Annotated in this window: 22 protein-coding genes; 18 read left to right on the top strand and 4 right to left on the bottom strand. The window is 37.6% G+C overall.

The window, feature by feature from the left end:
* The first annotated feature begins 17 nt into the window (after positions 1-17).
* The 7 genes from allD (at position 18) to JEOSCH030_RS10970 (ending at position 7,636) form a co-directional block, all read left to right on the top strand.
* Positions 18-1,067: an ureidoglycolate dehydrogenase gene (gene allD / locus JEOSCH030_RS07500; protein ID WP_185125972.1), complete on the top strand. Its 1,050-nt coding sequence runs from the start codon at positions 18-20 to the stop codon at positions 1,065-1,067.
* 19 nt (positions 1,068-1,086) lie between these two features.
* Entirely contained in the window at positions 1,087-2,838 is a 1,752-nt protein-coding gene (gene fdrA / locus JEOSCH030_RS07495; protein ID WP_185125971.1) for an acyl-CoA synthetase FdrA, read from the top strand.
* Positions 2,838-4,103 (top strand): YlbE family protein, encoded by a 1,266-nt coding sequence (locus tag JEOSCH030_RS07490; protein WP_185125970.1) that lies wholly within the window; start codon positions 2,838-2,840, stop codon positions 4,101-4,103. The genes fdrA and JEOSCH030_RS07490 overlap by 1 nt, the downstream gene beginning before the upstream one ends.
* Complete coding sequence (locus tag JEOSCH030_RS07485; protein WP_208454286.1) at positions 4,103-4,867, top strand: DUF2877 domain-containing protein; 765 nt, start codon at positions 4,103-4,105, stop codon at positions 4,865-4,867. Before JEOSCH030_RS07490 ends, JEOSCH030_RS07485 begins: the two co-directional genes overlap by 1 nt.
* A gap of 4 nt (positions 4,868-4,871) precedes the next feature.
* Positions 4,872-5,807: a carbamate kinase gene (arcC, locus tag JEOSCH030_RS07480; RefSeq protein WP_185125968.1), complete on the top strand. Its 936-nt coding sequence runs from the start codon at positions 4,872-4,874 to the stop codon at positions 5,805-5,807.
* A 162-nt stretch (positions 5,808-5,969) separates the two neighbouring features.
* Entirely contained in the window at positions 5,970-7,004 is a 1,035-nt protein-coding gene (locus JEOSCH030_RS07475) for a nuclease-related domain-containing protein (protein WP_185125967.1), read from the top strand.
* Positions 7,005-7,426: 422 nt separating this feature from the next.
* Positions 7,427-7,636: an HTH domain-containing protein gene (locus JEOSCH030_RS10970; RefSeq protein WP_407929469.1), complete on the top strand. Its 210-nt coding sequence runs from the start codon at positions 7,427-7,429 to the stop codon at positions 7,634-7,636.
* A 269-nt stretch (positions 7,637-7,905) separates the two neighbouring features.
* Here the strand turns inward: JEOSCH030_RS10970 and JEOSCH030_RS07470 are convergent, their stop codons facing one another.
* Positions 7,906-8,982: a YkvI family membrane protein gene (locus JEOSCH030_RS07470; protein WP_185125966.1), complete on the bottom strand. Its 1,077-nt coding sequence runs from the start codon at positions 8,980-8,982 to the stop codon at positions 7,906-7,908.
* A gap of 150 nt (positions 8,983-9,132) precedes the next feature.
* Positions 9,133-10,236 (bottom strand): YkvI family membrane protein, encoded by a 1,104-nt coding sequence (locus JEOSCH030_RS07465; RefSeq protein WP_185125965.1) that lies wholly within the window; start codon positions 10,234-10,236, stop codon positions 9,133-9,135.
* 160 nt (positions 10,237-10,396) lie between these two features.
* Between JEOSCH030_RS07465 and JEOSCH030_RS07460 the strand changes: the two genes are divergently transcribed.
* Complete coding sequence (locus JEOSCH030_RS07460; protein WP_185125964.1) at positions 10,397-11,857, top strand: protein adenylyltransferase SelO; 1,461 nt, start codon at positions 10,397-10,399, stop codon at positions 11,855-11,857.
* A gap of 23 nt (positions 11,858-11,880) precedes the next feature.
* Entirely contained in the window at positions 11,881-12,504 is a 624-nt protein-coding gene (locus JEOSCH030_RS07455) for a DedA family protein (RefSeq protein ID WP_185125963.1), read from the top strand.
* A gap of 13 nt (positions 12,505-12,517) precedes the next feature.
* Here JEOSCH030_RS07455 and JEOSCH030_RS07450 read toward each other — a convergent pair whose 3' ends face one another.
* Positions 12,518-13,399, bottom strand: coding sequence for a ketopantoate reductase C-terminal domain-containing protein (locus tag JEOSCH030_RS07450; RefSeq protein WP_185125962.1), 882 nt, complete (start codon positions 13,397-13,399; stop codon positions 12,518-12,520).
* A gap of 77 nt (positions 13,400-13,476) precedes the next feature.
* Between JEOSCH030_RS07450 and panB the strand changes: the two genes are divergently transcribed.
* Genes panB through JEOSCH030_RS07435 form a run of 3 tightly spaced genes read left to right on the top strand, consistent with a single transcriptional unit; the run spans position 13,477 to position 16,117 of the window.
* Positions 13,477-14,277 carry a 3-methyl-2-oxobutanoate hydroxymethyltransferase gene (panB, locus tag JEOSCH030_RS07445; RefSeq protein WP_185125961.1) on the top strand — a complete coding sequence of 267 codons (801 nt, stop codon included), beginning with the start codon at positions 13,477-13,479 and terminating at the stop codon, positions 14,275-14,277.
* Complete coding sequence (gene panC / locus JEOSCH030_RS07440) at positions 14,274-15,116, top strand: pantoate--beta-alanine ligase (RefSeq protein WP_407929473.1); 843 nt, start codon at positions 14,274-14,276, stop codon at positions 15,114-15,116. Before panB ends, panC begins: the two co-directional genes overlap by 4 nt.
* 11 nt (positions 15,117-15,127) lie before the next feature.
* Positions 15,128-16,117, top strand: coding sequence for a CAP domain-containing protein (locus JEOSCH030_RS07435; protein ID WP_185125959.1), 990 nt, complete (start codon positions 15,128-15,130; stop codon positions 16,115-16,117).
* A 30-nt stretch (positions 16,118-16,147) separates the two neighbouring features.
* Here JEOSCH030_RS07435 and lexA read toward each other — a convergent pair whose 3' ends face one another.
* Positions 16,148-16,765, bottom strand: a complete 618-nt coding sequence (gene lexA, locus JEOSCH030_RS07430) for a transcriptional repressor LexA (RefSeq protein WP_185125958.1) — start codon at positions 16,763-16,765, stop codon at positions 16,148-16,150.
* A 194-nt stretch (positions 16,766-16,959) separates the two neighbouring features.
* On the opposite strand from lexA, the gene JEOSCH030_RS07425 reads away from it, so the two are divergent.
* The 6 genes from JEOSCH030_RS07425 to JEOSCH030_RS07400 all read left to right on the top strand — a co-directional run bounded on the left by JEOSCH030_RS07425 (position 16,960) and on the right by JEOSCH030_RS07400 (position 23,339).
* Positions 16,960-17,196: a hypothetical protein gene (locus JEOSCH030_RS07425; protein ID WP_185125957.1), complete on the top strand. Its 237-nt coding sequence runs from the start codon at positions 16,960-16,962 to the stop codon at positions 17,194-17,196.
* 94 nt (positions 17,197-17,290) lie between these two features.
* Entirely contained in the window at positions 17,291-17,515 is a 225-nt protein-coding gene (locus tag JEOSCH030_RS07420; protein WP_185125956.1) for a DUF896 domain-containing protein, read from the top strand.
* A gap of 19 nt (positions 17,516-17,534) precedes the next feature.
* A complete protein-coding gene (tkt, locus tag JEOSCH030_RS07415; RefSeq protein WP_185125955.1) occupies positions 17,535-19,520 on the top strand; it encodes a transketolase in 1,986 nt (661 codons plus the stop codon).
* A 67-nt stretch (positions 19,521-19,587) separates the two neighbouring features.
* Positions 19,588-19,833, top strand: a complete 246-nt coding sequence (locus JEOSCH030_RS07410; RefSeq protein ID WP_185125954.1) for a YneF family protein — start codon at positions 19,588-19,590, stop codon at positions 19,831-19,833.
* A gap of 116 nt (positions 19,834-19,949) precedes the next feature.
* Positions 19,950-21,629 (top strand): glutathione ABC transporter substrate-binding protein, encoded by a 1,680-nt coding sequence (locus JEOSCH030_RS07405; protein ID WP_185125953.1) that lies wholly within the window; start codon positions 19,950-19,952, stop codon positions 21,627-21,629.
* 171 nt (positions 21,630-21,800) lie between these two features.
* Positions 21,801-23,339, top strand: coding sequence for an AbgT family transporter (locus JEOSCH030_RS07400; protein WP_185125952.1), 1,539 nt, complete (start codon positions 21,801-21,803; stop codon positions 23,337-23,339).
* Positions 23,340-23,614 lie beyond the last annotated feature (275 nt).

Raw genomic sequence — 23,614 nt, 5'->3', positions numbered from 1 at the left:
AAGGTGGGATGTAAGAAATGCGTGTTTCAAAAGATGAATTGTTTAAATTAATGAAAGATAAATTAGCTAAGGCTGGTCTTACAGAGGAAGCAGCGGGGGATGTCAGCGATGTACTTACATTCGCTGACCACCGCGGTATTCACTCGCATGGTGCGGTCCGTGTAGAATACTACGCAGAGCGCATTGCTAAAGGTGGCATTACTAATAATCCTGAATTTAGATTTGAAAAAACTGGACCATCTACTGCCATCCTTGACGGAGACAACGGTGTCGGCCACCAAGTTGCTAAACTCGGCATGGATAAAGCGATAGAAATGGCTAAAGAAAACGGTGTTGCTGTAGTTGGAATGACTAACATTTCACACTCCGGCGCACTGGGTTATTTCGTAGAAAAAGCAGCTGAAGAAGACATGGTTGCTTTATCGGTGTGTCAATCAGATCCAATGGTTGTTCCATTCGGTGGGACTGAACCTTACTTTGGTACTAACCCAATTGCTTTTGCAGCGCCAACTAATGATGAACGCATCATTACTTTTGATATGGCGACAACTGTACAAGCTTGGGGTAAAGTCCTAGACGCACGTTCAAAAGGTAATGATATCCCGGACACATGGGCTGTTAATGCTAAAGGTGAACCGACAACAAACTCACGTGATGTTCATGCACTCGTGCCAGTTGCCGGACCAAAAGGTTATGGCCTTATGATGATGGTGGATATTTTATCAGGCTCTTTACTTGGTTTACCACATGGTGTGCATGTTTCAAGTATGTACAATGACTTAACTAAAGGCCGTGAACTTGGTCAACTACATGTGGTCATTAATCCTGCTTACTTTACAGATGTGACAGCTTTCAAAAAACAACTGTCTACAATGCTTGATGAATTGAAAGAACAAACACCTGCACCAGGCTTCACTGAAGTTAACTTCCCAGGTGAACGCGGTAAACAACGTGCAGCTAAATACGATGAAGATGGCATTGAAATCGTTGATGAAATATATGATTATCTCGTGAGTGATGATATTCACTTCGATCGTTACCACGGTAAAAATAGATTTGCAGAATAAATATTAATGGAGGTTTATGATGTTATATACAATTATTAAAGACAACACTTATCAAGATTCCATCGTACTTATGCTTTTAAGTCAAAAATTGAGTGCAATGGATGGGGTTAACAAAGCATCAGTAATGATGGGAACACCTGCTAACAAAGACATTTTTAAAGGTTCTGGTTTAGGCACACCTGAATTAGAAACTGCAAGTGCAAACGACATCGTTATCGTTATCGATACTGACGATGAGTCTAAAGTAGAAGAAGTAGAAGAAGCAGTTGAAACAGAACTTGCTGGTGGTGGCGGTTCTGACGATAGCCAAAAATCTTCAGAAGCTCACAACTGGAAACGTGCTTTAGAACTTGCTAACAATCCTAACCTAGCACTTATTTCAATTCCTGGTACTTATGCTGCTATGGAAGCTGAAAACGCGCTACGTAACGATTTACACGTATTTATGTTCTCAGATAACGTACCAAAAGAAGACGAAGTTCGTCTAAAAGAATTAGCACACGAAAAAGGTCTTTTAGTTATGGGCCCTGACTGTGGTACTGGTATTATCCACAGCGTACCATTAGCATTCACTAACACAGTTGCTGAAGGTGACATCGGTGTTGTTGGTGCATCTGGTACAGGTATCCAAGAAGTAACTACAATCATTGACCGCATGGGTAAAGGTGTAACAAACGCGATTGGTACTGGTGGACGTGACCTATCAACTGAAGTTGGTGCGATCACTATGCTTGATAGCATTAAAGCACTTAACCAAGACCCTAAAGTTAAAGTCATCACTGTAATTTCTAAGCCACCAGCTAAAGAAGTACAAGAAAAAGTTGAAGCTGTACTACGCTCAATCGACAAACCAGTTGTTGCACTATTCTTAGGTAACAAACCTGAATATCAAGAAGATGCTATTTATCACGCATATACACTTGAAGAAGCTGCAGTTGCTTCTGTACAACTTTCAAATGGTGAAACTGTAGACTTCAAACCATCTACAATTGAAGGTTTAACAGCTAACTTTGAAGCTAACCAAAAAGGTATTAAAGCTTACTACTCAGGTGGTACTCTAGCAAGTGAAGCTGCAATGATGATCAGACATTCACTTGGTGAAGAAGAAGTTAAAGATGAAGGTTTCACTTACAAATCTACTTCACACGAGGTTATTGACCTAGGTGACGATATGTACACTCAAGGTAAACCTCACCCAATGATCGACCCTGAAAAACGTATTGAAAAATTAGAAACTTCTGCTGACAGTGAAGACACTGCAGTAATTATGTTAGATAACGTAATTGGTTACGGTTCACACGCTGATATGGCATCTGAACTTGCACCAACTATTAAACGTATTACTGATAAAGCGAAATCTGAAGAGCGTTCATTAGTTGTTCTTGCAACTGTTGTAGGTACTGACAAAGATGCTCAAGGTTACGATAAACAACGTGAAATCTTAAGTGAAGCTGGAGCGGTACTTTGCGATACTAACGACCAAATGGTTCGTACTGCAATTGAACTTGTTGGTGGTAAAGTTGAACAACCAGTACTTGAAACTAAGAACTTTGACAAAGGTTCAGAAGACTTATCAGTAGACAGTAAAATGATGAGCCTAATTTCAAACAATCCAAGCGTCATCAACATCGGTCTGAAAAGCTTTACAGAAGCTGTTGAAAACAGTGGAGCTGAAGTGGTTCAATTCAACTGGCGTCCAGTTGCTGGTGGAGATGAGAAGCTTATGAAAGTACTCCAATTCTTAAACAATTATGAAGGAGAGAATGTATAATGGCTTACCAAAATATTGAAGAAGCAAATAAAGCAGTCGTTCAAAAAATGATTGGTGCAGCACCTTTCTTAACTGATGTTGTGCCTGCACATACAGTAATCCCAGAACTAAAAGAACACGTTCTTTTACACGCTGGTCCTCCAATTAAATATGAAAACATGACAGATCCTATGCAAGGTTCATGTGTCGGTGCTATCCTTTTTGAAGGATGGGCTAAAGACGAAGAAGGCGCACGTGAATTACTTGAAAACGATAAAATTACTTTCATTCCATGTCACCACGTAAATGCAGTGGGACCAATGGGTGGTATTACTTCAATGAACATGCCAGTTGTCGTTGTTGTTAACAAAGAACATGGTAACGAAGCATATTGTACAATGAACGAAGGTATCGGTGCGGTTCTACGTTTCGGTGCGTTCAACGAGCAAGTAATCAACCGTCTACACTGGATGAAAGATGTTTTAGGACCAACTTTATCTAAAGCTCTTAAAACTATGGACGAAGGACTTAACGTTAACGTTTTAGTTGCTAAAGCAATTGCAATGGGTGACGAGTTCCACCAAAGAAACATTGCTGCTTCATTAGCATTCCTTAAAGAAGTTGCACCAACAATCACAGCTTTAGAAGATGTTTCTTTAGAAGACAGAGAAGCTGTTATGCAGTTCTTAGCTGACACTGACCAGTTCTTCTTAAACATTGCTATGGCAACAGGTAAAGCAATGGCCGATGCTGCACGTACAATCGAACACGGGACAATCGTTACTGCAATGTGCCGTAACGGTGAAAATTTCGGTATCCGTATCGCTGGTATGGGTGACGAGTGGTTCACAGCACCAGTAAATACACCACAAGGTCTATACTTCACAGGTTACTCTGCTGAAGATGCAAACACAGACATTGGTGACTCTGCTATCACTGAAACAATCGGTGTTGGTGGTATGGCGATGATCGCTGCTCCAGCTGTTACTCGTTTCGTTGGTTCAGGTGGCTTCAACGATGCGCTTGAAACTTCAAACAATATGGCTGAAATCACTCAACAAGAAAACCCTAACTTCATCATTCCTACTTGGGACTTCAAAGGTGCGCCAACTGGAATCGATGCTCGTAAAGTTGTTGAAAGTGGAATTCTACCTGTTATCAACACAGGTATTGCACACAAAGTTGCTGGTTTCGGACAAATCGGTGCAGGTACAGTAAACCCTCCAATCGAATGTTTCGAAAAAGCAATTACAGCTTATGCTAAAAAATTAGGTTTTGAAGCTTAATGATCTTTCAGGCAAGTGCGGTCGGTTCGATCGCACTTGACTTATTGAATAAGCACAATCACATGCGTGTGCATAGCATTTTCAACAATGGTTTTAATATCGTCAATGATTCAAATGATTTGATCTTTGTCGGCACCAATAAGAACGGCTATTTTCCTTTCGGTATTACTATCGATAAAAACACTATGCACTATGCTAAGGAGTATTTATCTGTCGGTGATACTGTGAAAAATAACCGTCGTGGAATCGATCATAAAGATTTTATGATCATGCTGAATCAAGCTGACATTGTAAAATATGAAAAAGTTCAACCGCAGCCTGTTGATGCTTTGACGGCTGTGGTCAATGAATTTGACTTTGATAAATATACAGACAGTGATTTTTATCCTCGTAAAATGAGAGAAATATTAGACTCGCTTAGTGATGAAACTAAACCTTTCCCACTTAAGTATTTAGTCGGGCGAGGATCTGGTTTAACGCCGTCTGGTGATGATATGATTACAGGTATTTTGTATGTTGATGCACTCTCACCTTTTGTGAGTGAAAAACATAAGAAAACCCTGTCTAACTATCTAAATGAAACGGTCACAACCATCGTGAGCGAAAATTTTATTAAACTCGCACTAAACGGTATATTTTCTTCGAAAATTACCGATCTTGGTAAAGAAGTAAGTAAAGAAGCTGTAGAAGAATTATTGGCTTTAGGCTCGTCCTCTGGTCATGATACGCTCTATGGTATCTATCAGACATTAAATTGGAGATGAAATTATGAGTAAAAAAGTAGTTTTAGCTTTAGGTGGAAACGCAATTCTACAACCTAAACAAGAAGCAACATTCGAAAACCAGTACCAAAACGTCGTTAACGCAGCAGATCGTATGGTTGAAATTTCAGAAGCAGGTCACAAAATTGTTGTGACACACGGTAATGGTCCACAAGTTGGTAACATTATCGCTCAAAACGAAGCTGCTAAAGAAGATATTCCAGCTATGCCGATTTTCGTTAACAACGCAGAATCACAAGGTATGATTGGTTATATGATGGAATCAGCACTTAAAAACCGTCTAGTTAAAGGTGGAGACAAAACAAACGTTGTCACTCTTTTAACTATGGTTGAAGTAGATAAAGATGACGAAGCGTTTGACAACCCAACTAAACCAGTTGGTGTCTTCTTCTCTGAAGAAGAAGCGAAACGTTTAACTGAAGAAAAAGGATTCCAAATGGCAGAAGATGCTGGACGCGGTTTCCGTCGTGTTGTACCTTCACCAGAACCAAAAGTCATCCACGGTGTTGACGAAATTAAATCATTGATTGAAACTTCTATCGTAGTATCTTCAGGTGGTGGCGGTATTCCAATCTACCGTGACGAAGATAACCAAATCCACGGTGTTGAAGCTGTTATCGACAAAGACCGTTCAGGACTTAAACTATCAGAACAAACTGATGCTGACGTATTCATGATGTTAACTGACGTATCTAACGTCTACATCAACTTCGGTAAAGAAAACGAAGCGAAATTAGAAGGCATCTCAGTTGAAGAAGCTGAACAGTATGTTAAAGAAGGACAATTCCCAGCTGGTTCAATGCTTCCTAAAATCGAAGCAGCAATTGCTTTCGCTAAAACTGGTAAAGAAGCAATCATCTGCTCACTTGACGAAGCTGTTTTAGCTTTAGAAGGTAAAGCAGGTACAAGAATTACTCTATAATTTTTTTATAATGTAAGCACTAGACTTTGGTCTAGTGCTTTTTTTGTCTCTTAGGCAGATTTTGTGAAAATGTGCGTGGATTTGTGTGTTTGTGTTTAGTTTTGGGACAACTTTTTTGTTTATGTAGTAAATGTTGTGCAGTTATTAAATTTTTGTCTTTTTATGAAAATTTATTCTCATAGTAAAGTTACTATGGGCGGTGATATGGTGTTTATCAATCCAAGAAAGAAATCGAGAGAATTACTATATTATGAAGCTTTGAAGGTGCGAAGTCATTTAAGTCAAGACGAACTATATCAGTATGAAGTTGTCGTTAAAGGATATGAAGGAGAATGTTTGTATGATGATTTGTTGGATGAAAGTGGCCATAATAATTTGTTGGTCCTACGCGATCTTTATTTAAAAGTCGGGCAATCTGTCACTCAATTCGATAGCATTTTAATATCGGATTATGAGCTGAAAGTAAATGAAATTAAAAATTTTAGCGGGGATTATAAATATGTCAATGATCAACTTTTTAAAGGTAATCAGACAATTTCAGATGACCCACTACATCAATTAGGTCGTGCAACAGGAAAGATTAAAAGACTAGTTCAACCTGATAAAAACCGATTGTTGGTCGAGGGTAAATTGATTTACGTGAATGATGAATTTTATCTGACTAGTGATAACGATATGTTATGGAAAAATATTGTGGCAAGAGGTAATTTGAAGCGATATTTTAGGCAAGTAAATTCAGTGTCCTCTAGTGGAGATAGGGCAGAGAAGCTTGTAGAAATTTTACAAAATCACGAAGTCGACAATCCTTATTTCAATTTAAAAGCAGACTTTAATCGAGTGAAAAAAGGTGTTTATTGTGGTCAGTGCGGAAGCTTTCACTTACAAAAAGATCGCTTCCACTTTGTCTGTTTGAGCTGCGGTTGTAAAGAGAGTAACGAAACCCACGTCCTACGCGCAATTTGTGATTACCAACATTTATTTTACGATGACTTAATGACTCGGTCTAAGTTGTACGATTTTGTAGATGGAAAGGTTTCCGGCAAGACCATTTGGCGAGTTTTGAGTAAATTTTGTAGGATAGTGAAGAATGGTCCAAGTACCTATTATAAGCTGAACTACCATGATTTTAATGAAGCAATGGCAGCTATTGATATTTCGAGTAAACGATACAAGGATATAATAAATTTAAACAATTAAAAGTAGGGTTGTTTAGGTGAATGTGAGAGGGAAATGATCTATCAGGACAATGAGAGCTGAGCGAAGTCTAGGTAAACGGTTATCAGGACAATGAGGGATGAACGAAGTCCAGGTAACGTGCTATCAGGACAATGAGGGTTGAACGAAGTCCAGGTAAACGGTTATCAGGACAATGAGCGTTGAACGAAGTCCAGGTAACGTGCTATCAGGACAATGAGGGTTGAACGAAGTCCAGGTAACGTGCTTTCAGGACAATGAGGATCCTTCATTGTCCTCCTAACCAATTATAAACTGGACACCAAGCAACCCTACAATAATTATTAGTGGACATCCAGTCCTCCATCCGTTTTACTTAAGGACACAGGTGAACTTTTCCTTCAAAGATTCGGACACCTAGACAAAGAGCGAAGCAAATTCTAGACATGGAGGCAATTATGACAAAAACATTCAGTACAATTGAAATACAAGCGCTTCAGAAGTCATATTACGTTGAAAAAGTTACATCTACTAAAATTATTTACGGTAAACGATTTGAGGAAGAGTATCATCAATTGATCCAAAGAGGATGCAGTCCAAAAAATAGCTTTAAATACCTGGGCCTAGACCCGGACATCGTAAGGGTAAAAAAATAAATAAGTACCATCAGAGCTATAAGACTAGGGAAAAGACTAAGCTATATCAAGGGTTAACAACAGAGAAATTGCTTCAAAAACTGGAAGAAAAGAATCAGGAATATGAGTTATTAAAACAGGAGCGTGATTTTCTTCTAAAACAAGAATAGCTTATGGATCAAGACAATTCTAAGAAAAAATAAAACTCCCACTCCCGGATCGACACCACCAAAAAAGTCCCAAGCACCATCTACCAACAGATGACACTTGGGACAAATTCAAACAATAACCTATAACAGTTTTTTCTTAGTATTCTTATTTAAAATCCAGCGAACAAATAGTGCAATCCCAATAGCGAGTCCGATGTAACCGAGTATCGGATATACGATATTTACCAATTCTACGAAACCGACTTTAGAAATAAAGAAGGCAATCACTAAGGAAATCACCATAGTGATTTTATAATTTTTAGAATAGGGTGTAGTAAAACGAATCAAGAATGGGTATAAGAGTCCGACTACTGAGTTAAATATGAGCAAAATGATAATGATAGAGTAGGCGGTGCCAACCCATGGTGCCATGTTTTCAGCCATTAACATAGCTGGTAAGGGAACTTCATTTGCTCCAGGCATGATTGATAGGACACCGACGTTGACTAAAATCATCAGTAACAGGGTGATAAGTCCACCGTAAACGGCGCCGCGACGTGCAATGGCATGACGACTTGCATCAGATCCCATAATTGATAAAAAGCTAAAGGCAGTTGCAAAGGCAAGGCCTGCATAAGTGATAGCATCAAACCACCAGAAATTTGATGGTGCACGTGATGGGTCAACGTAGTTATTAACTTCTGAATATGGTACTTGTGGGTTGATAATATTATAAGTGGTTATAATTACAACAGCTACAATGAGTAGCGGGGTGATCCCACCAATAATATTTACAATCTTATCGAAATTAAGTAGTAAAGTTGCTCCAACTATAACAATGAGTATAATGACTCCGTATGATTCTTTAATTCCAAATGCTTGGTTAAAGGTTGCACCACTACCTGCAATCATGACGACCGCGATTCCATATAAGAAAAAGACAAGTAAGTAGTCAAGAATTGGCCCAACTTTACTACCAAATAAAGCTCTTAGTGGTTCCTCGTGTGAGTTGGCATCTAGGCGATAACCGAGTTTTGCTGCTTGCCTGCTGACAAACATCAGTATGAGTGCTGCCACCAAGATACCAACAATAGAGATTAGTCCATGACTGGTAAAAAATTGTAGGACTTCTTGTCCCGTTGAAAATCCGGCACCTACTACAATGCCGGCATAGGCGAATCCAATTCGCCAAGACGCTCTGTTCTTTCCATTAGACATTAAATACGACAACTCCTAGTAAATTGATATACATGACTTATATAAACTACTAGGAAACTAATAAACATTTAATAAATGTAAAATTACATAATAAATAAAATAACACTCTTAACTATTCATAAGTTAAGAGTGTCTTCATTTATATTAATATTAGTCTTCATTATCATCTGAAATTTTACCTGCTAGATTATAAGCTTTCCGTTTTAAGAAAAACCAACGAACAGTTAACATAATTCCAATAAATAATCCCACATAACCAAATAAAGGATAGATGATATTAACGAGTTCTACGAATCCAATATAAGTTGCTAGATAACCAACAACTAGTGAAGCAACCAGTAAAATTTTATATTTACCTGATTGTGGCTTAGTAAATCTAGTTAAGAATGGGTATAAAAATCCAACAACTGAGTTAAAAATCAGTAAAATAATAATGATTGAGTATACCGTACCAAACCAAGGGGCTAAATTCGCAGCCATTTGCATAGTTGGCAATGATACATCGTAAGCTTTTGGCATGATCGATAAGATTCCAAAGTTAATCAAGAGCATTAAGAAAGTGATTAAAATCCCACCGAATATCGCACCTCTTTTAACAACAGACTGACGCGGTGTTTCTGATCCCATTATGGATAAAAAACTAAAGGCCGTTGCTAGAGTAAAGCCTGAATAAGTAATCGCATCAAACCACCAACTACCTGTTGGCGTTCTTGAAATGTCGTTATAATTATTTACTTCTGAAAAAGGAACCATGGGATTTAAAATGTTGTATCCTGCAATAATCAACATTGCAACGACAAGTAGTGGTGTAATCATTCCGATGACGGAAATAATTTTATCGAAATCCATTAATAAAGTTAAAAAGGCAACGACGATTAAAATAATTGCACCGACTTGTGGACTCAGACCAAAACCTTCATTGAAGGTTGCGCCACTACCGGCAATCATAACAATTGCAAGCCCGTATAAGAAGAAGGCAAGTATGATATCGACAAGCTTTCCAAGTTTGTCTCCAAAAAGTGTATTTAAAGGTACCACGTGGGACTTAGCGTGTGTAGCATAACCTAATTTAGCAGCTTGTCTACCGACAAACATAACGATGAGTCCTGTGAGAATCGCACCGACGATTGATATTAAACCATAACTCGTAAAGAATTGTAAAACTTCCTGACCTGTTGCAAATCCAGCACCGACAACGATTCCAGTATATGCAAAGGCATACTTCCAAGAAGCTCTATTTAAACCATTTGACATGTGTCCATCTCCTATGTTTTTACTTAAGATATCACCCGACAATAGATAATTATAACAAATTTTTGACTAATTTGTAGGGAAATTGAGCATGCAATTACTTCTTATGTTTTAAGGGATATAGTATACTGAGTAATCAAAGAAATATCTTAGGAGGCCGACTATGTATAAAGGAATTAACTTCACTAACGATTATCGGACTTTGCCTCGCTCTTTTTGGTCTCCCTATGAGCCAGAAGAATGTGTTGATCCTAAAATGGTCCTCTTCAACAATCACTTAGCGAGATTATTAGAAATAGATGATAAAGCTCTAGAAAACGATACAGACTTCTTTTCAGGTAACCATTTACCAGAAGGCGTTGAACCGCTTGCCCAAGCTTACATGGGACATCAGTTTGGTGTACCTAATATGCTCGGAGATGGACGAAATGTCCTCTTAGGCGAACATAATTTTGATGACCATGAGAAAGTTGACTTTGTCTTAAAAGGATCAGGTCCTACAAAATATTCAAGACAAGGGGACGGTCGTGCACCGCTCGATTCTATGCTGAGAGAATATATTATTAGTGAATACATGGCTAATGTAGGAATTAAAACGACACGTGCTTTGGCAGTTATTGATACGGGAGAAACCTTAATTAGACAAACTAAGGTAGCAAGTGGTGTCTTAACAAGAGTGGCTGAGTCTCATATTCGTGTTGGAACTTTTGAATATGCAGCAAGACTTTCAAAAGAAGAGTTAAAAGCCTTGGCAGACTTTGCTATCAAACGTCATTATCCATATTTAAGTGCTTTAAAAGATGAAGATAAATATCTTATGTTCTATGAACAGATCGTGCAAAAACAAGCTGAACTTATTGCAGACTGGCAGGCAGTTGGTTTTATTCACGGTGTTATGAACACTGATAATATGTCGATTTCAGGAGAAACTTTAGATTATGGGCCTTGTGCATTTTTAGATAAATATGAGCCGGATACTTATTTTTCATCAATCGATACAAATGGGCGTTACCGCTATAAAAACCAACCCTCTATCGGTCAATGGAATTTGAGTAAGTTAGGTGAAACTTTAATTCCATTACTTGCTGAAGATAGTGATGAAGCGGTGAAAAAAGCACAAGAAATCTTAGATAAATATCCATTTTATTATCAAAGACATTATACGACGATAATGGGTAATAAATTAGGAATCTTAGACCTCGATCATGAAGACGAGTATGATACTGAGCTCTTATCAGACTTTCTTGGCTTTATGTACAAGTATCAAGCAGATTATACGCGGACATTTAGAGATTTTTGTCTGACGAATTATCACAAGCTTCCAATGTTTGAAGATAGTGAATTCATCAATTGGTTTGAAAAATATCAAGCGCGTAAAAAGGCACAAAACGCTAAGAAAGATGACATTAATATTGTTATGAACGGGGCGAACCCTAGTTTTATTCCACGCAACCACTTGGTACAGAACGCTTTAGATCAAGCAGTAGAAGGTCATTATGGTGAAGTGAAACAGTTGCTAAAAGCAGTATCTAAACCGTATAATGATAAGCTCGGTGACAAGTACATTGGGGCACCGGGTGAGGATGACATCAATCCAAATTTTAAAACTTATTGCGGCACATAATTTATTAAATATGAGGATATAACATGGAAAATTTATTAGAAGAATTAATCAATCAGTTTGGCTACTGGGCAATCGTCTTTTTAATTGCTATAGAAAATATCTTTCCGCCAATTCCTTCAGAAGTTATCTTAACTTTTGGTGGCTTTATGACCGCACATTCAGCGATGTCGATCTTTGGTGTAGTAGTGGCATCAACGGTCGGTTCAGTCGCTGGTGCACTTGTTCTATACTATATTGGTTCTATTTTAGGCCAAGAGAGAATGAAAAAATTAATTAACCGCTATGGTAAATGGTTAAGAGTTACTGAAACAGATATTGAAAAAGCTTATCAATGGTTCGACAAATACGGCGGTTGGACAGTATTTTTCTGCCGCTTCGTACCTTTAATTAGAAGTTTAATTTCCGTTCCGGCAGGTATGGCCAAGATGTCTATGCCACTTTTCTTACTGTTGACAACCGTCGGTACTTTAATCTGGAATATTATCTTAGTATACTTAGGTGCATCAGTTGGAGAAAACTGGGAAGATATCGTTGGAATTATGGATGTCTATTCTAATGTTGCATACTTGATCATTGCGATTTTAGGTATCGCCTTCTTAGTATGGTTCTTTTACTTTAGACCTAAAAAGAAAGCAAAAAGAAGCTAGTCCCATTAAGGGGCTAGCTTTTTGTCATATTATAGCCATTTAAGAGGGCTGTGACTGTTCTTAAGACAGGTGCTTCTTTATCATCTTTACATAGACGTACTAAATAATCTTGAATATATTCAACCTCGATTGGACGATTATCTAAGACATCATAATACATGCTGGTTCCCATATGGTCGGGATAAGTTAAATATGTATTAATTGCTCTTTCGATAAAGCTCTCATCGATTGTAAGACCGTCTGTATTATAATGATTAACGATGTCGACAGATTCCTTGAGTAAAATTTTCGTTAGTTCAATCATTTCTTGTGATTTGAAAATTTGAGCAGTATTTTTACTTAAGGCAGTAACGCTATTAACACCGACATTGATGAGGAGTTTTTCATAGCGCATTAATTTAAAATCGGTTGATTTTTCAATTGTTAATGTGGTGTTTTTATTCACTTCAAGTTGTTGAATTAAAGTATCTAAGTATCGATAAGTCTTATCTTCAACGATTAAGCGCTGGTTTAAAAAGTGTTCGATATAATCCTTTGTTTGTTGGCCACTGATGTAAACGACACTCGGGATACTGTTACTAAACATATCATCATAGCCCATGCCGTTTAAAGCATAGACGAGTTCAGTATCTTCATGCATCATCTCTGTAACCCTATCTTTTACATTAGCGAGCGCTGTAGTTTTACTTGCGATAAATATTAAATCGAATTGTTCATTAATAGTTGAAATATCTTTAACTTCAATCGGATGAAAAACTTCTTCACCTTTATGTTTAATTATAAATCCTTTTCTTTCACTTCTTGCCATGAGTCTTAAGTCAATATTTGGGATTTTAGATAGCTCTCTAGCGATGATGCTACCGACAGCACCAGCCCCGATAATACCAACCTTCATCAGATCACTCCGTTCTTTAATTATAGCTATTTTGTGGTAAAATCAAGTATAACTAATTTTTAGAAAGTAGGGAAACTATGAAATCGACTGCGGAGTTAATCAGCATGAAGAATAATGACAAAATTGTCATGGTAACTGCCTACGACTATCCGTCTGCTAAGTCAGCAGAAAGTGCTGATGTCGATGTGATTTTAGTGGGGGACTCTCTTGGTATGGTTGTACTCGGTTATGATTCACCTGTTAAGGTGACCTTAGACGATATGATTCACCATGCAAAAGCAACAAGAAGAGGGGCGCCAAATACTTTTATCATAGTTGATATGCCATTTGGTTCATATCACGGTGATGTGAACGAGGCAATTAAAAATGGTATTAAATTGTATCAAGAAACAGATGCAAATATGCTTAAACTTGAAGGTGCAGATTCAATAGAGGTCATTAAAGGCTTAGTCAAAGCTGGTGTGCCTGTCTGTGGCCATTTAGGTCTCACACCACAACATTTTGGTTTAACAGGATTTAAGATGCAAGCAGGCGATATAGAAGCTGCAGAAAAATTAATCGAAGAAGCTAAGGCAATAGAAGAAGCGGGTGTTTCTATGATGGTACTAGAAGCGATTCCGATGGACCTTGCTAAAAAAGTTACTGAGCATGTTTATGTTCCAACAATTGGCATCGGTGCTGGAGTGGAGACAGACGGTCAAGTGCTCGTCTACCATGATTTACTGCAATATGGATCAGAGCGTCTACCTAAGTTTGTTAAGGCTTATGGAGATATGTCTAGTCTTGCTGTTGATGGCTTAAAAGCATATAGCCAAGCAGTTAGAGATAAAAGTTTCCCAGATGAGTCTACGACTTATAAGAAGCGGGTGTTTGACTGATGCAGTCTACAAAATCAATTCAAGGTACAAGAGAAATACTTAAAAACCATAAGGGAAAAACAATTGCCATGGTGCCAACCATGGGCTACTTACATGAAGGACATGGCGCTTTGATTAAGGCTGCTAAAGAAAAGGCTGATTTTGTAGTTGTTTCAATCTTTGTGAATCCTTTACAGTTCGGACCCAATGAAGACTTTGATAGCTATCCAAGAGATATTGACCATGATTTAGCGTTCTGTCAAAAATACGGAGTGGACTTAGTCTTTCATCCTGACATCGAAGAGATGTACCCGAAAGACATGGAATTTACCATTCGTATCAAGTCCATGGCAAGTATTTTAGATGGTCGAAAACGACCGGGTCATTTCGAAGGTGTAGTGACTGTGATTGCAAAGCTCTTTAATATTGTTCAACCAGATTACGCTTTTTTTGGAGAGAAAGATCGTCAGCAATTGATGATTATCAAAGCTTTGGTCACTGACTTTAACCTTCCAGTCGAAGTGTTTGGTGTGCCGACAAAAAGAGAAGAGAGTGGCCTTGCAAAAAGTTCAAGAAATGTTAATTTAACAGAGACAGAAAGAGCTGAAGCAGCATCCATCTATCAAGCACTTAACATGGCGAGTGAGCATATTGTTAATGGTGAAGATAGTCCTAGTAAAATTGCATCAGAAATTAAAATATATATCGAACAAAACACGAGTGCTCACATCGATGATCTAGCAATCTATTCAGCAGATGGCTTAAAAGAAATCGATAAAATTCAAGAAGATGTAATTATTTTTATTGCAGTGAAATTTTCCAAAACGCGCCTAATAGATAACTTATACGTTAAAATTTAGTGGGGGATTGAATGATTAAACGAATTATAGCATTAACAATTTTATATATAGCAATGCTCTTTATCGTACCAATCATTCAATCTTACGATTTTAAAAATGGCATGAATGAAGACTACTTTAGTCACTGGTTCGAGAGTAACTTTATACCAAATTACGACACTTCAAAAATAGAACAAGTCTATAGTAGTCAAGAAACAAAAGTTGACTATACGCTTGGTGAGTCGATGGACAAAGACGCTTTAATGGTTATTGGTTCAGAGTACGAAGGTGACTTTGTTATCATGAATCAACCTGCAGCCTTTCACATGATTTTAGTCAGAGATGGTGTGATTACAGGTGGGTATACAAATTCACCTGATGTGTCTTTTGGCATGATGTCTATTGATGGTATGGACCGAAGTGAAGCGAGAAAAACATACGGTGAGCCTGTTGATTATGTGAGGAAACAGTGGAAGCGACTCAATGTCGAACATGAGGAATTTGATGTCTTTGATGTTGGTGATCACTATGTGTATTTCTTCTATGATATTCATGAAAACGATAAGGTCAATGGTATGCTTGTTTTACATAAAGATGAATTAATAGAAATTGAGAGTCTTTATAATCATCCTTCTATTGAAGAAAATGAAATCATGCATTACTACTTATTAAATTCAGCAAGAATCTCCTATGGCTATCATCCACTGGAAAGAGTCAGTGAAATCGATGATGTGGCAAGAAAGCACAGTCAGGATATGGCTAGCCGTCATTTCTTTGACCATGAAAATCCAGATGGCTCAGGTTTAAAAGAAAGATTGATGGCTCAAGATGTAGACTTTTCTTTTGCGGGTGAAAATATCGCAACAGGGCATACTTCACCTATTTTTGCACATCACAGTCTTTTGAACTCACCGTCTCATAGAGTAAATATATTAAATGAAAACTTTTCCTATATTGGTATCGGTATTAGTTACGATGAAGAATATGTGCCATACTATACAGAAAACTTCTTAGAAAGATAAAAGACAAGTAGCAATTGCTACTTGTCTTTTTTACATAAACTCTCTGAACAATCCAACCACTTTACCAAGAACACTAACGTTATCTAAGTAAATAGGTTCCATTGTGGCGTTTTCAGGTTGTAGTCGGTAGTATCCTTTTTCTTTATAGAAGCGTTTCACTGTTGCTTCATCGTCTTCAGTCATAGCGACAATAATTTCACCGTTATGTGCGATGTTTTGTTTTCTAACAATCACGCGGTCACCGTCATGAATGCCGGCTTCAATCATACTGTCACCAACGACATTAAGTAAGAAAATTTCACTGTTATGGTTGGCTGTGAAATGCTCTGGAAGCGGGAAGTATTCTTCGACGTTTTCAACTGCTGTAATTGGTAAACCTGCAGTTACCTTCCCGAGTACTGGAACATGGATGACAGCAGTCTCATTGCTTGAATCTGCTTGTACAATTTCAATGGCACGAGGTTTTGTTGGATCTCGTTTTATATAACCTTTGGTTTCTAATTTAGCGAGATGCCCATGAACAGTAGATGACGATTGTAGTCCTACTGCATTTCCAATCTCCCTTACACTTGGTGGATATCCTTTATCATTAACACTTCTTTTTATAAATTGAAAAATATCTTTTTGTCTATCTGTTAAATCCTTCATATTACTACCTCCAACCTTATGTTATTTAAATTTTATCACAATATAGAGGCGCTTACAAACATTTGTTCGTATTTATGTTGACTACGAACAAGCGTTCTGTTATATTATTTATACAAACATTTGTTCGAAGGAGTTTGATGAAAATGACAAAATCAGAATTTAAATCATTACTTAGTTTATTCGCAGTTACGCTTATGCTAGTACTTATATATAGTTTTAGTCAAAATCAAGAGAATCTATTTGAGAACACCTATTCTCTTAATAGTGTAGAAAGCAACTCTAACAATATTGAATTTTATCAAGATGAACAATCGAACATGGCTTCGGCTAATAGTGAAGTTAATGACAAAACAGGTGCTGTAAATCTTGGGATGTTACCTCAAGGAATGAGCGTAGATTTCGCTAATTATGAACTTTCAGTTGCTAAATAAATTGAATATGTAAGAAATATCACAATATGTGCAGGACTGTTTGGTTTCTGCACCTTTTTTATGGTAAATTATATAAGAAAGGATGGCGGAGTATATGTTAAATGATGAACAATTAAAAAGACTCAATGCGCTCGCTAAAAAGAAAAAAGAAGCTACAATTTCTGATACTGAAATGACTGAACTAGCTGAGCTCAGAAAAGAATATTTAAGTAATTTTAGACAATCATTTAGAAATCACATTGAAAACGCCAAAGTCATTGACCCTGAGGGCAATGATGTAACACCTGAAAAGGTCAAGGCATTACAGAGTAAGAAATAGAATAAAGGAGTCGAATGAGATGTCATTTGATAAGACAGATTTACTAGCAATCAATACGATACGTACTTTGAGTATTGATGCAATAGAAAAAGCGAATTCTGGTCACCCAGGTTTACCGATGGGTGCAGCACCAATGGCTTATGTACTATGGAAGAAACACTTAAACTTTAATCCAGAAAACGTAGATTGGTTTAACCGTGATCGTTTTGTACTGAGTGCAGGACACGGCTCTATGTTAATTTATAGTCTTTTACATCTTTCTGGCATTTTAGAAATGGATGACTTAAAAGAATTTAGACAGTATGAGTCTAAGACACCAGGTCACCCTGAATTTAAACACACTAAAGGTGTTGAAGTGACTACAGGTCCACTCGGTCAAGGTTTTGCTATGAGTGTTGGTATGGCAATGGCTGAAAGTCATTTAGCGGCAACATTTAATAGTGAAGACAAAAAAGCAGTAGACCACTTTACATATGTTTTAGCATCTGATGGAGACTTGATGGAAGGTATTTCACATGAGGCTGCTTCACTTGCTGGGCATTTAGGACTTGGTAAATTAATCGTACTTTATGATTCAAATGATATTTCTTTAGATGGAGATTTAGATAAGAGCTTCTCTGAAGATGTAGCTATGCGTTTTAAAGCTTATAAGTGGGATTATATCCGCGTTGAAGATGGTAATGATCTAAACGCAATTGACCAAGCGATTGAACAAGCAAAAACAAGCACTCAACCAACACTTATTGAAGTGAAGACTGTGATTGGTTATGGTGCCCCAACTAAGGCTGGTAAATCTGATTCTCACGGTGCACCACTTGGTGATGAGGAGAGAATAGGTGCTTATACTGCATATGGTTTAGACCATGAAAAAACTTTCCATGTTGAAGATGAAGTTTATACACGCTTTAAAGAAACATTGACTGAGCGTGGTAAAGAAGCAGAAGAAAAATGGAATCAAACAATTGAAGACATTAAAGAAGAAAAACCTGAACTACACGAGAAGTTTATCAATGCAGTCAATAGAGAACTTGCTAGTGATTATGCTAACAATCTACCTAGCTATGAAGCAGGGACTAAAAAAGCAACTAGAGGAAACTCTGGAGACATGATTCAAGAGTTGTCTAAGACAATACCAACACTATTTGGTGGAGCTGCTGATTTAGCCGGCAGTAACAAAACAAATGTAAAAGAAGAAACGGACTACTCTAAAGATAATTACGGTGGCCGTAATATTTGGTTTGGTGTCAGAGAATTTGCAATGGCTGCGGCTCTTAACGGTATGGCTGCACACGGTGGAGTATATCCATATGGCGGAACATTCTTTGTCTTCTCAGACTACTTAAAACCAGCAGTACGTTTAAGTGCTTTGATGCAATTACCAGTAACTTATGTGTTAACACATGATTCTATTGCAGTTGGAGAAGACGGTCCAACGCATGAACCAATCGAACAACTTGCTGGTTTACGTGCAATTCCTAACCTAAATGTGATTAGACCAGCAGATGGTAACGAAACAAGAGTGGCTTGGAAGGTAGCAATTGAATCGACAAATACTCCGACGGCACTTGTTTTAACTCGTCAAGATCTTGAAGTCTTAGAACTGTCAGAAGAAACAGTAGAAGACGGTGTGAGACGTGGAGGCTACTTAGCTTATGACGGTGGCGACGATGCGATTGTCTTTGCGAGTGGTTCAGAAGTATCTCTAGCTGTGAATACTGCTAAAGCACTTAAAGAAGAAGGAATGAATATTAAAGTAGCATCTATACCAAACGTTCAAGCCTTCTTAAATCAAGATGAAGATTATATTGAATCTGTTTTAAATACACAAATTGATAACCGTACAGCGGTTGAAATGGCTGCAAGCTTAGGCTGGCACAGATTTGTAGGGATTAACGGTAAATTGCTAACTATCGATACCTTTGGTGCAAGTGCACCTGGTAATGAAGTCGTCGAGCGTTATGGCTTTACTGTTGAAAATCTTAAGAACATTGTACGTGGTAAATAAAACGTTGAATTTTAAGGGTTGTTAATGTAAACTATATAGTGGTTTACAGCGGAAAGAGGTGAGCATTTTGGCGACTTGGATATGGATACTAATTGTAATTGTAGCCCTCATTGGTGGTTTTGCATTAGGATTTTGGCTCTCTAGAAAATATATGATGGATTATTTAGAGAAGAACCCTCCTATAAATGAAGACATGCTCAGAATTATGATGATGCAGATGGGTCAAAAACCATCTCAGAAGAAAATTAATCAAATGATGGGTATGATGAATAAATCATCTGAAAAAGCAAAAGCAGAAGCTAAAAAGAAATAGTAATAGTGCATACGGACTGTATAACAGTCCGTATTTTTGTGATTTTTAGAAATATATTGAAAATTAAGTATAATCATGTATATAATGAATTATCAAACAAAGGAGGATAAACATCCATGAAGAGCAAAAAATTTTTATCATTATTTGTAATCGCTTTCCTTTTGATACTCACGGCATGTTCAAGTGACGAAAACGTTGATGAAGCGGCAAGTGGAGAAGAAGGCGAAGAAAGTGAGAAGACGGGGGACTTAACCATTGGAACGATGGCTGATGTCGTGTCGCTTGATTTACACGGTTCAAATGACTCTGCTTCAAGTCAGGTCAGGTCGAATATTTATGAAAGACTGTTAAATCAGGACGTAGAAATGGAATTACAACCAGGTTTAGCAGAAGAGTATGAACAAGTTGATGAAACAACATGGAACTTTAAACTTAGAGAAGGTACAACATTTCATGGTGGAGAAGATTTTACCGCTGAAGATGTAGTTGCGACTTTTGATAGAGTTAGAGATGAAGCACTTGCTTCCCCTGTTTTATTCTTGTTCGAAATGATTGATGAGATTGAAGTCGTTAATGACTACGAAATCAATATACATACATCAATTCCATTTGCACCATTAGCGAGTCACTTAGCACATAGTACTGCAGGAATCATGCCTAAAGAATTGATCGATGCAGATTATCAAGCTGCTTTAGATGCTGTTGAAAGTGACATGACTCTTGATGAGTATTATGAAGCACGTGCAAATGGAAGTGACGCCTATGAAGAAATAAAAGATGAGCTTGGTGAACATTTAGGAACTGTAATTAGTTCAGAACCTAATGGAACTAACCATATGAAATATGTTTCTCGTAGTGCAGGGGATTCTGTTACATTAGAACGTTTTGAAGACTTCCAAGGTGGAGAACGTAATTTTGACACAGTTGAATTTAAAGTTATTCCAGAAACTGGTTCTAGAATTGCTGAGTTAGAAACTGGTGGGGTTCAAATCGCAACTGATATTGACTCGTCTAACACTGAAAGAGTTGAAAATGGTGCTGACACAGCATTAGCAGTTAAAGATTCAGTTCGTATGTCATACCTTGGTTTTAATACTGAAAAAGAACCGTTCAATGATCCAAAAGTCAGACAAGCAATCTCATATGCAATAGACCGTGAAGAAATTGTTGCGGGTGTCTATGATGATATGGGAATACCTGCTAAAGGGCCACTTGCACCTGATGTTTGGGGTTATACTGAAGAGCTAGAAGGTGTCGGATTTGATATAGAAAAAGCTAAAGAGCTACTAGCAGAGACAGATGTAGCAGACGGGTTCTCTACGACGATTTGGGTCAATGATGATCAACAAATTATTGATACTGCTGTCTATATTCAAAACGCGCTTTCAGAATTAAATATCAATGTTGAAATCGAACAATTTGAATGGGGTACTTACTTAGAGACATTAGCAAATGGTGATCATGAGATGTTTATTCTAGGTTGGACGACTGTTACTGGTGACGCTGACTACGGATTATATGCCTTGTACCATTCTAAAAATATTGGTGCTGCAGGAAACCGTTCATTCTATGCTAATGACGAAGTTGATAGTCTCTTAGACGCTGGTCGTGCAGAAGTTGATGAAGAAAAACGCCAAGAAATATATACAGAAGTTGAAAAAATTCTAATAGAAGAGGTTCCAGCATCTTATCTCTTCCACGTTCAGTTCGCTGTTGGTTATAATGAATCAGAAGTAAGTGGAGTTGAAATTGATCCAACGGGTCGTATTCACTTTGACAATGTTTCATTCAATTAGATTTAAGTAAATAATCTTAACGACGCACAAAGATATCTTTGTACGTCGTTTTTTTATGTGTGCAAATAAAGGAAACGTATTCATCAATTTCATAGGATTAGGTAGTGGCAAAAAGTAAGTAGCCTGTGTATAATGAATAAAGGTTTTTTATCAAAAGAAGGTGAGTGTCCTATGAATAATAGTCTAAAAGAAAAAAGATCAGTTCTTGACTGGATTGAATACGGCGGGAATAAGCTGCCGCATCCTGTAACAATTTTTCTAATATTCACCTTGCTCGTGGTGATTATTTCTCATATTGCATATTTATTTGGAGTCAATGTGACTTACACAGGTATGAATCCTGATACTGGTAAGCGTGAAGAACTCACAGTTGAAGTGATGAGTTTACTTACGACAGATGGGATTCGTTTTATCTTTACAGGAGTGGTTGAGCACTTTACAACTTTCGTTGCGCTCGGTCCTGTTTTAGTTGCTATGCTTGGTGTTGGGGTAGCTGAAAAAAGTGGTTATATCAGTGCCTTAATGACCAATGTAGTGACAAAGGCACCTAAGAAATTTGTCACACCAATTGTTGTTTTCATGGGTGTTATGTCAAACATCGCGGCAAGTGTTGGTTATGTCGTTTTAGTACCTTTAGGTGCGATTATTTTCTTGGGTTTTAGAAGACATCCACTAGCTGGTTTAGCAGCAGCTTTTGCCGGTGTTGCAGGTGGATATTCTGCCAACTTATTAATTGGAACGAATGATCCGCTGCTCGCAGGTATTACGACTGAAGCGGCAGCAATTTTAGATACGACTTATATTGTTGATGCAACAGATAACTGGTATTTCATGCTAGCTTCAACATTTTTAATTGTCATCCTTGGTACTTTAATTACTGATAAAGTGATTGAACCGAGACTTGGAAAATATGATTTTTCTAAATCAGATATTCAGCCTGATGAAGAAATAAATAAAGTTGAAAAACGCGCTTTGAGATGGTCAAATGTTTCAGCGATTATTACTGTTTTATTAGTCTTAGCTCTTGTAGTATTCCCTTCATCTCCGCTAAGAGGGGACGATGGAGGCATCATTGGATCACCATTTATTTCTAGTATTATTTTTATAATGATGCTCGTATTTTTAGTTCCCGGTTTAGTATATGGGGTAATGACGAAAGAAATTAAAAATGATAAAGATGCTGTTAAGCTCATGGATTCTTCTATTGAGACGATGGCAGGTTTTATCGTGTTAATCTTCTTTGCAGCACAGTTTGTTGCCTTATTTACCTATTCAAATTTAGGAACCGTCATTGCGGTTAATGGGGCTAATTTATTAGAGAAACTAGATATTGGTGTCGTTCCGATTTTAGTGATCTTTATCTTGTTATCCGCTCTGATCGATATTGTGATTGCGGCAGACTCTGCGAAGTGGGCTATTATGGCACCAATTTTTGTACCAATGTTTATGCAATTAGGGATTTCGCCAGAAGTTAGCCAAGCAGCATACCGTATTGGAGATTCCACAACCAATGTTGTGTCTCCACTCATGCCGTTCTTCCCATTAATTGTTGCGTTCAGTCAGCGTTACGGTAGAGAAAATGGTATCGGTACAGTAGTTTCACTCATGCTGCCATATTCGATCATCTTCTTAATTTCTTGGACAATCTTATTTGTGATCTGGTATCTATTTGGAATTCCATTTGGTCCAGGAGCAAGTAATACGTATTAAGATTTTGATTGGATAAAGAGTATGGTTGGACTTTGTCTGTATCTCCGGAGGACAATGAGCGCTTCTCATTGAACCGCCAGAACTCTAGGAGGACAATGAGCGACTCTCATTGAACTGCCAACATTCCCGGAAGACAATGAGAACTCCTCATAGTCCTGATATTCTGCCAATCTCCACAAAAAGTCAAATCTCACAACAAATTATATAAAATTTTCCAGAGCCAGATTATACCAAGTATAGTCTGGCTCTTTTCCTACCTAAGAATTATTTCAATA

The sequence above is a fragment of the Jeotgalicoccus meleagridis genome (assembly GCF_903994045.1).
In the GTDB taxonomy this organism is placed as follows: domain Bacteria; phylum Bacillota; class Bacilli; order Staphylococcales; family Salinicoccaceae; genus Jeotgalicoccus; species Jeotgalicoccus meleagridis.
Note: the sequence above shows the minus strand (reverse complement) of the source record. Positions and strands in the feature narration are given on the sequence as shown.